Raw genomic sequence first — 8883 nt, forward strand, 5'->3', positions numbered from 1 at the left:
GGCGTGGGCCGAGCCAAACACCTTCTCGAACCCCGAGATCACATCGCCCTCCGCCGAGCCGCCCGAGGCCGACTGGACGCCGTCGCCATCAGCCGACAGGTCAACGGTCACGCCCGAGGCAGAGTCGGTGTAGAGCACAAAGTCGACGCCCTCGCCGCCCTCCAGCCTGTCGCCATCCGCGCCGCCGCGTATGTTGTCATTGCCGCCAAGGCCCTGGATCTGGTCCGCGCCCGCCCCGCCATAGAGCGTGTCATTGCCATCCGTGCCCACCATGAAATCGGGCCCGGACCCACCGGCCTGAGTGGTCAACTGCAGTTCAAACGCACCGAGATCCGAAGTATTCGCGCCATTGTTCGCCACCCCGGACTGGTCCGCCCGCCCGGCCCCCCGCGCATCCGTCGCTGGGGCCGCACTATCATCCCCCGCATCCAGTGCAGGGTTTGTCACAGCCGTGTTCAGCGCAATCGTCTGAACCGGCCCACCATTGTCGGTCAGAAGTCCGCCGCCATTGCCGTCCAGCGCTGCGAATACGTCGGCCGCTGTCCCCGATGTGATCGACGTCGTGGACGCAACGGTACCGCTCACCTCAGCATCCGTCACGGCGCTGTTGCCCAGCACAATGCTGTTACTCAGCGTGGTCGAACCAAAAGCGGAGATTCCACCGCCATCTTGGGCCGAATTCCCGGTAAGAGTGCTGTTGGTCAGTGTCGCCGTGCCGATATCGTGCAACCCGCCGCCGAAGTATTGCGCGTCGTTGCCTGCAACTGTGCTGTTGGTCAGGCTCACCGTCCCTAAATTTGCTAAACCGCCACCGCTGTAGAAGGCGTAGTTGTTACTGATGGTGCTGTTGGTCAGCGTCGCAATGCCGGAATTAAAGAGTCCGCCGCCGCTTCCCTTGTAAGTGGAATTCCCTGAGATTGTGCTGTTGTTTAGATGAACAGTAGCAGAGTAACCGATTTTCAGGCCGGCCCCGTCCTGATAAAGACCGCCGAGGCCTCCTGTGATGGCGAGCGCATCCAGGGTAATTGTCCCGCCAGTTGCGTTGAGTACCCGCGAGGCATCGTTGCCGTCAATCGTTATATCCGCTGAATTGTCGCCGTCGATATCGCCGTCTATCGTGACATCCGTGGACAGAACCAGTTCGGTCCCGCCCAGGGTGATCGTCTGGCCGGCCAGCGCGGCATCGAAGGTGATCGTACTCGCATCTGCGTCGGAATTGGCAAAGGCCAAGGCCTCGCGCAGTGAGGTTAATCCATCATAACTATCTACAACATCCAAATTGGTGGTCACGTGCAGGTTGTCGGCTTCCGGCGCTTCAACAGCCCCCAGATCACTGAAATTCGCGCCGTTGTTGGCAACATCCAAGTCAACACGCACGTTACCGGCGGCATCCGTCACCGGTGCCGCGCTGTCATCGCCGGCGTCCAGCGCCGGGTTCGTCACATCGCTGTTCAACGCAATCGTCTGAACCGGCCCGCCATTGTCCGCCAGCAACCCGCCGCCGTTGGCGTCAAGGGCAGCGAACACATCTGCCGCTGTCTCGCCACCGACACCCGCCAGCGAATTCGTGGCTGTGAAGGTGGAAAAGGGGTCTGCAAAAACTTCCGATCCCGTGGCCGCAGTATTGCCCAGCACGATCGTGTTGGTGACTGTGGCGCTACCGGTGTTGTAGACCCCACCGCCTGTATTCGCTGAATTCCCGCTGAGCGTGCTGTTGGCGACTGTCGCGGTGCCACTATTGTAGACGCCGCCGCCCAGCGAGGCTGTGTTGCCACTAAATGTCCCGCTCGCGACCGTCGCGGTTCCAGCGTTGAAGACCCCGCCACCGACGTTGTTCGCCGAATTGCCGCTGATCGTGCTGTCGGTCATCGTGGTCGTGCCACGATTGTATATCCCGCCTCCTCTGTAGTCGGCTGTGTTACCGCTGATCGTGCTGCCGGTCAGATCTGTCGTGCTGGAATAACCGGTACCGATGCCAGAACCGAAATCGCTGGTGTTTCCGCTCAGTAGGCTGTTGGTCAGCGTGGCGTCGCCTTCGTTGTAGATCCCACCACCGATGACATTGGCATAGTTTCCACTGAGTGTGCTGTTGGTCAGCGTCACCGTGCCATCGTTGAAAAGACCGCCACCAGCAAAGCCTGCTGCGTTGTCTGTGATTGTCGTATTCAGCACGTGCGCGGTCGCGCCGGTGGCAATTTGCACTCCACCGCCACTGCCGCCGCTGCTGCCCCCCGTAATCGTCAGCGCTTCCAGTGTCGCTGTGCCGGCCGTGACATTGAACACGCGCGATGCGTCGTTGCCGTCAATGGCAATATCCGCCGCATCGTCCCCGCCGATATCACCGTCGATGGTCACATCGGTGGTCAACTCCAGCTCAGACCCACCCAGTGTGATCGTTGCTCCTGAAAGGGCGGCATCAAAGGTGATCGTGCTGGCATCCGCATCGGAATTGGCAAAAGCCAACGCCTCGCGCAGTGAGGTTTCACCATCCATCGCGTCGACGGTATCCGAGGCGATGGTGACTATCAGACTTGGGGCCTCCTGCAATTGGATGGTTCGGGCATCGTTCGCCACTGCACCAGACGCATCGGTCGCGGTCACTGTCACCGTGCGATCAGATGTGCCGGGAACCTCGGAGGTCGAGGCATATTGCACCGATTGCAAAACCTGCTGGACAGCCGCGTTGGTGGCGTTGGCATTGAAAGTGATGGTCAGGGCGGTTCCGCCGGTCACGCTGCCTTCAGCTGCTGACAGAGTGCCGATGACGGTCGTGCCATCCCGCAGGTTCAGCCCGTCGGTGTTGATGGTCCCGACCAGATTGTCAGCCAGGCTCAAACCATCCTCGGCTTCGGCGCTCGCGGTGATCTGCACCACCAGCGTGCCTCCGTTCCACTCCGCGTCGCCGTCAGGGTCAATCAGTGTGGCCGCCGCATCGATCTGGGTGGCCGGATCATTCTCTGTATAGGTCAGCGCACTGTCAGTGATCGACAGGTTTGGCGCGTCATTGGCTGCGGTCACACCAACGGTAATCGTTTCCGCAGAACTTGTTTCGTCGGCATCTGCGACCGTGATGACCAGATCGCGCGAGCCCGTGGGCTGGTCGCTGATATTGGCATAGGTAATGTTCTCCAACAGTGCATCAGCGGCAGCCACCGAGCCCTGACCTGCAAAAAACGTGAATGTAAAAGTCGATCCATTCCCGCCGGTCCAGGTCCCAACAGCGCCTTCGTTGTAGAACACGGTATTGATATCGTAACGAACGTAAAATCCAAATCCGGGGCTGGCCAAGGATATCACGTCTTCGGGTAAGAGCCCCGAGATCGTGACCGTTCCGTCCTGCATGTTGTTTTCGGCGTCAGACAACACGACATCAGAGTCCAATATCTGGGGTGTCGCATTGACGAGGGCCTCATCAAACGTCACCGACGCGCTCAGGCCGCCCAGCTCGGGCGCATCGTTTTCGGCGGTCACCTCAATGGTGCGGGTATCGCTGGCATCGGCGCCTGACGCATCGGTTGCGGTTATCGTCACGGTGCGATCAGATGTGCCGGGGGCATCAGAGGTCGAGGCATATTGCACCGATTGCAGCACCTGTTGCACCGCTGCGTTTGTGGCGTTTCCATTGAAAGTGATGGTCAGGGCGGCTCCGCCGGTCACGCTGCCTTCGGCGGCTGACAGAGTGCCGATGACGGTCGTGCCATCCCGCAGGTTCAGACCATCGGTGTTGATCGTTCCCACCAGGTTATCGGCAATGCTCAGAGCATCCTCGGCCTCAGCGTTTGCAGTGATCTGCACCACCAGTGTGCCACTGTCCCACTCTGCGTCGCCATCGGGATCGACAAGCGTCGCGGCTGCGTCAATCTGGGTTGCCGGATCATTCTCGGTATAGGCCAGAGCACTGTCAGTGATCGAGATTTCAGGGGACTGGTTGTTTCGCCAGACCGAGTTGGCCTTATTGGAATTTGCCACGACCATGTCGAGATCGCCATCGCCATCCACATCGCCCAGCGAGACGCCATAGCTGTATGCGGATCCCAGCGTCTGACCCGTATTTGTATAGCTGCCCGCGCCGTCATTGGTCCAGACCGTGTTGGCCTGATTGTTATTGGCCACGACCATGTCGAGATCGCCATCGCCATCCACATCGCCCAGCGAGACGTCCCAGCTGGGTGCGGATCCCAGCGTCTGACCCGAGTCCGTATAGCTGCCCGCGCCGTCATTGGTCCAGACCGTGTTACCACCAGTAATATTGGCCACGACCATGTCGAGATCGCCATCGCCATCCACATCGCCCAGAGAGACGCCATAGCTGTATGCGGATCCCAGCGTCTGACCCGTATTTGTATAGCTGCCCGCGCCGTCATTGGTCCAGACCGTGTTGGCCTGACCATTGGAATTTGCCACGACCATGTCGAGATCGCCATCGCCATCCACATCGCCCAGAGAGACGCCAAAACTGGTTGCCAATCCCAGCGTTTGGCTCAAGGAATAGCTGCCCGCGCCGTCATTGGTCCAGACCGTGTTACCCCCGCTATTGGCCACGACCATGTCGAGATCGCCATCGCCATCCACATCGCCCAGCGAGACGCCATAACTGTTCGCGGATCCCAGCGTCTGACCCGTGTCAGTGTAGTTACCGGTGGCTGGAACCTGAACCGCAACCGTGATCTCCTGCGTCACCGAGGTGCCGCCGTCCCCGTCAGAGACTGTCACGCTCAGCGTGCGCGGCGCCGTCGTTGGTGTGGCGCTGATGTTCTCGTACTGCACCGCACGCAGCAGCGTCTCGACCCGCGCCGGGGTCGCGGCGCTGTTGAAGGTCACAACCAGATCATTGCCGTCCCGACCGTCACCACCGACTGCTATCGTGCCGATCACAACCCCGTCCACCGTCAGTGTTTCGCCATCATCAGGCAGAGCGTCGCCGCCAGACAAAGTCACGTCCGTTGCCTCAAAACTCAGCACATCTTCAGACGAAACACCACCGCCAGACACTGAAATCGCCAGCGTTCCGCCATCAAAATCAGCCGAGTCCACATCCGTCAGCCCCAGCTGCAGCGGAGCCGCCCCGTGATTGTCGGTCCCAATCCCCGACGCATCGATCAGAACCGGACTAAACCCCTGCTGGAATACAACACGGTCGCCGTCGAGGTTGATGATTTCGGGTGCATCGTTCCCAGCCGCCACCTGAATGGTGCGCGTGTCGCTGACATCAACGCCTGACGCATCGGTTGCCGTGACTGTTACCGTGCGATCTGCTGTACTTTCATCCGTTGAGGCATATTGCACCGATTGCAGCACCTGTTGCACCGCTGCGTTTGTGGCGTTTCCATTGAAAGTGATGGTCAGGGCGGCTCCGCCGGTCACGCTGCCTTCAGCTGCTGACAAAGTGCCGATGACGGTCGTGCCATCCCGCAGGTTCAGCCCGTCGGTGTTGATGGTCCCGACCAGATTGTCAGCCAGGCTCAAACCATCCTCGGCTTCGGCGTTCGCGGTGATCTGCACCACAAGCGTGCCACCGTCCCACTCCGCGCCGCCATCAGGATCGACAAGCGTCGCAGCCGCATCGATCAGGGTTGCCGGATCGTTCTCGGTATAGGCCAGTGCGGCGTCATTGATCGTGAGAACAGGGGACTGATTGTTTCGCCAGACCGTGTTGGCCTGATTGTAATTGGCCACGACCATGTCGAGATCGCCATCGCCATCCACATCGCCCATCGAGACGTCCCGGCTATTTGCGGATCCCAGCGACTGGGCGGTGTTGGTATAGGTGCCCGCGCCGTCATTGGTCCAGACCGTGTTGGCCTGACCACTGAAATTTGCCACGACCATGTCGAGATCGCCATCGCCATCCACATCGCCCAGAGAGACGTCCCAGCTGCGTGCGGATCCCAGCGTCTGACCCGAGTCCGTATAGGTGCCCGCGCCGTCATTGGTCCAGACCGTGTTGGCCTGACCATTGTAATTTGCCACGACCATGTCGAGATCGCCGTCGCCATCCACATCGCCCAGAGAGACACCGGTGATGTTTGCGGATCCTAGCGTCTGACCCGTATTTGTATAGGTGCCCGCGCCGTCATTGGTCCAGATCGTGTTGGCCTGACCATTGGAATTTGCCACGACCATGTCGAGATCGCCATCGCCATCCACATCGCCCAGCGAGACGTCTACGCTAATTGCGGATCCCAGCGACTGGGCGGTATTAGTATAGGTGCCCGCGCCGTCATTGGTCCAGACCGTGTTGCCAGCACCGTAATTGGCCACGACCATGTCGAGATCGCCATCGCCATCCACATCGCCCAGAGAGACACCGAGGCTGGTTGCGGATCCCAGCGTCTGGCCCAAGGAATAGCTGCCCGTGCCGTCATTGGTCCAGACCGTGTTGGCCTGACCAGTGGAATTTGCCACGACCATGTCGAGATCGCCGTCGCCATCCACATCGCCCAGCGAGACGTCCCAGCTATCTGCGGATCCCAGCGTCTGGCCCGTATTTGTATAGCTGCCCGCGCCGTCATTGGTCCAGACCGTGTTGGCCTGACCGTAATTGGCCACGACCATGTCGAGATCGCCATCGCCATCCACATCGCCCAGCGAGACGCCATAACTGATTGCGGATCCCAGCGCCTGACCCGTGTCAGTGTAGTTACCGGTGGCTGGAACCTGAACAGCAACCGTGATCTCCTGTGCTGCCGATGTGCCGCCGTCCCCGTCAGAGACTGTCACGCTCAGCGTGCGCGGCGCCGTCGTTGGTGTGGCGCTGATGTTCTCGTACTGCACCGCACGCAGCAGCGTCTCGACCCGCGCCGGGGTCGCGGCGCTGTTGAAGGTCACAACCAGATCATTGCCGTCCCGACCGTCACCACCGACTGCAATCGTGCCGATCACAACCCCATCCACGGTCAGCGTTTCGCCCGGGTCTGGCAGGGAATCCGCACCGGACAGAGTCACGTCCGTAGCGTCAAAGCTCAGCACGTCTTCCGACGCAACGCCGCCACCGGCCACCGAGACCGTCAGCGTCCCTCCACTAAAGTCGATAGATTCTGCATCGGTCAGACCAAGCCGCAGCGGGGCCGCCCCGTGATTGTCGGTCCCGGTGCCCGACGCATCGATCAGAACCGGACCAAACCCCTGCTGGAATACAACCCGGTCATCGTTTAGGTTGATGATCTCGGGGGCGTCATTGGTTGCGGTTATGGATAAAGTAAGATTTCGGCTGAAACTCGCTCCACCCGACATGGCAAGCGTCAGCGTGCGGTTCACAATGCTCCCAACTGCACTGCCAACCAAGTCATCTTCGGTGGCAAAGGTCAGGTTTTGCAGCATCGCCCCGACCGACGTGTCGTTGGCCGCGCCAGTCAATGTGATGGTGAATGTGTCCCCTGATCCACCGGACATGGAGCCAATAGTCACACCTTCGTAGGTGAGGTTGTTTTCCACCACCCCTATTTGACCGACGCCCGTTCCAATGTTCTGCACACCAACGGCGTCCAGAACTCCGACGCCAGAGACCGTGAACACAGTACCCGTCAAGTCATCGCCATCCCAAAAAAAGGTGCTCGGTGCCGCGATGAGTTGCGGTCCTGTGTTCACATCACTTTCTGAGAAAGAAACCAGAGTTGGAAATCCAAAAATAACAGTTACAGCCATGCAATAGTCCTAATCTTTATAAGTCAGGACCACGCTGCGATGCTGCGCCCAACCGACGTTATGTGATGAAGCAACAAACTGGTCGGATAAGCACGTAACAAACTGTCGGCGGTGCTTACTTTTGTTATGTCAGAAAATATGCCCATGCGCCGGACAGGCCGCCAAGCAGGATTTCAAAGTTATCAGCCGTTTGAAGGGAAAAAAACGGCAATTAGCCATCAAGTACAGATCACACCCCTTGTACCGTCGATAGTATGGCGTTCCCTACTTGACAGAATTGGGGCGATCGGAATTGAAGGTCTTTTTACGGCTCAAAATTCATTCGCGAAATATGTGGGCGTCGATACCGACGAGGGAAAAGGTCAATTTCTGGCCTGTGTTGGGAAAGATGCGGAGTCTCGGGGTGAAGATGTCTGCTGCGCGAGGCCATGTGATCATTGAGGCGCTGAGCTTGGATGAGGTGTTCACGGAAGCGGAGAAAGAGATGATCATTACTTTCCATGAAAACCGCATCATGCGGGGTACAGACGAATATCGGATGGCGCGCAAGCTCGCCGAGAAGAGAGAGCAGACCCGAGGGGACGTTGATGTCATCGAGTGACGGTCGATGGAATGGGCAGTGATGCGAGCAACGACTTGTGTGCCAAAAAGCAGGACCTCTTGAAAGCCTGGCAGGCGCAGCCTGCGGATGCCCTGTCTGAGCCAGCCCACCGCAACGACGTCGGAACCTGCATCGCGACACAGCTGATCCGTGCCTCGCCACCGATCGGCGTATTGACGGATGCCTTGCAGATCAGATCACCAGGAAGCTGTCCTGATCGATGCTCAGCCCGCTTGTGAGGGCGGCAAACTGGATGGCTGCCGTGCCGCCGAGACCGTCGGCGTCGTAAGACAGCGCGCCGGTGTCGGTCTCATAGATGATCTGGGCGGTGAAGCCATTGGCGACGCCGTCCGCGTTCGCCGCAAAGGCCATCGCTGACAGCGCGCCGCCAGACAGGGCCGAGAAGATCGCCGCGTCCAGGTGAATCGCATCCTCGCCGACGCTGAAGTCCGCGATCGTGTCGATGTTGCCGCCGCCAAGGGCGGTGTCGAACACGAAGTCATCGCCGCCAGCACCGCCACGCAGGTAATCCGCGCCGCCGCCGCCGTTGATCGTATCGTCGCCGTCGCCGCCGAGCAGCACATTGGCCGAGGCGTTGCCGGTCAGATCATCGTCATGCGCCGAGCCGAACACGTATT

General features: G+C 59.7%; 2 protein-coding genes and 1 pseudogene. 1 reads left to right on the top strand and 2 read right to left on the bottom strand.

The features are described 5' to 3' along the window. Positions 1-7527: FG-GAP-like repeat-containing protein (locus FOY56_RS22975; RefSeq protein WP_186766454.1), on the bottom strand; the 7527-nt coding region annotated here is incomplete at its 3' end. Between the two features lie 520 nt (positions 7528-8047). On the opposite strand from FOY56_RS22975, the gene FOY56_RS22980 reads away from it, so the two are divergent. After that, a complete protein-coding gene (locus FOY56_RS22980) occupies positions 8048-8245 on the top strand; it encodes a hypothetical protein (RefSeq protein WP_146348493.1) in 198 nt (65 codons plus the stop codon). Between the two features lie 192 nt (positions 8246-8437). Here the strand turns inward: FOY56_RS22980 and FOY56_RS23735 are convergent. Next, positions 8438-8883, bottom strand: a pseudogene (locus tag FOY56_RS23735) (Calx-beta domain-containing protein); the annotation flags it as partial.

Origin of the sequence: Falsiphaeobacter marinintestinus (genome assembly GCF_007923355.1) — a bacterium.
In the GTDB taxonomy this organism is placed as follows: Bacteria; Pseudomonadota; Alphaproteobacteria; order Rhodobacterales; family Rhodobacteraceae; genus Phaeobacter_A; species Phaeobacter_A marinintestinus.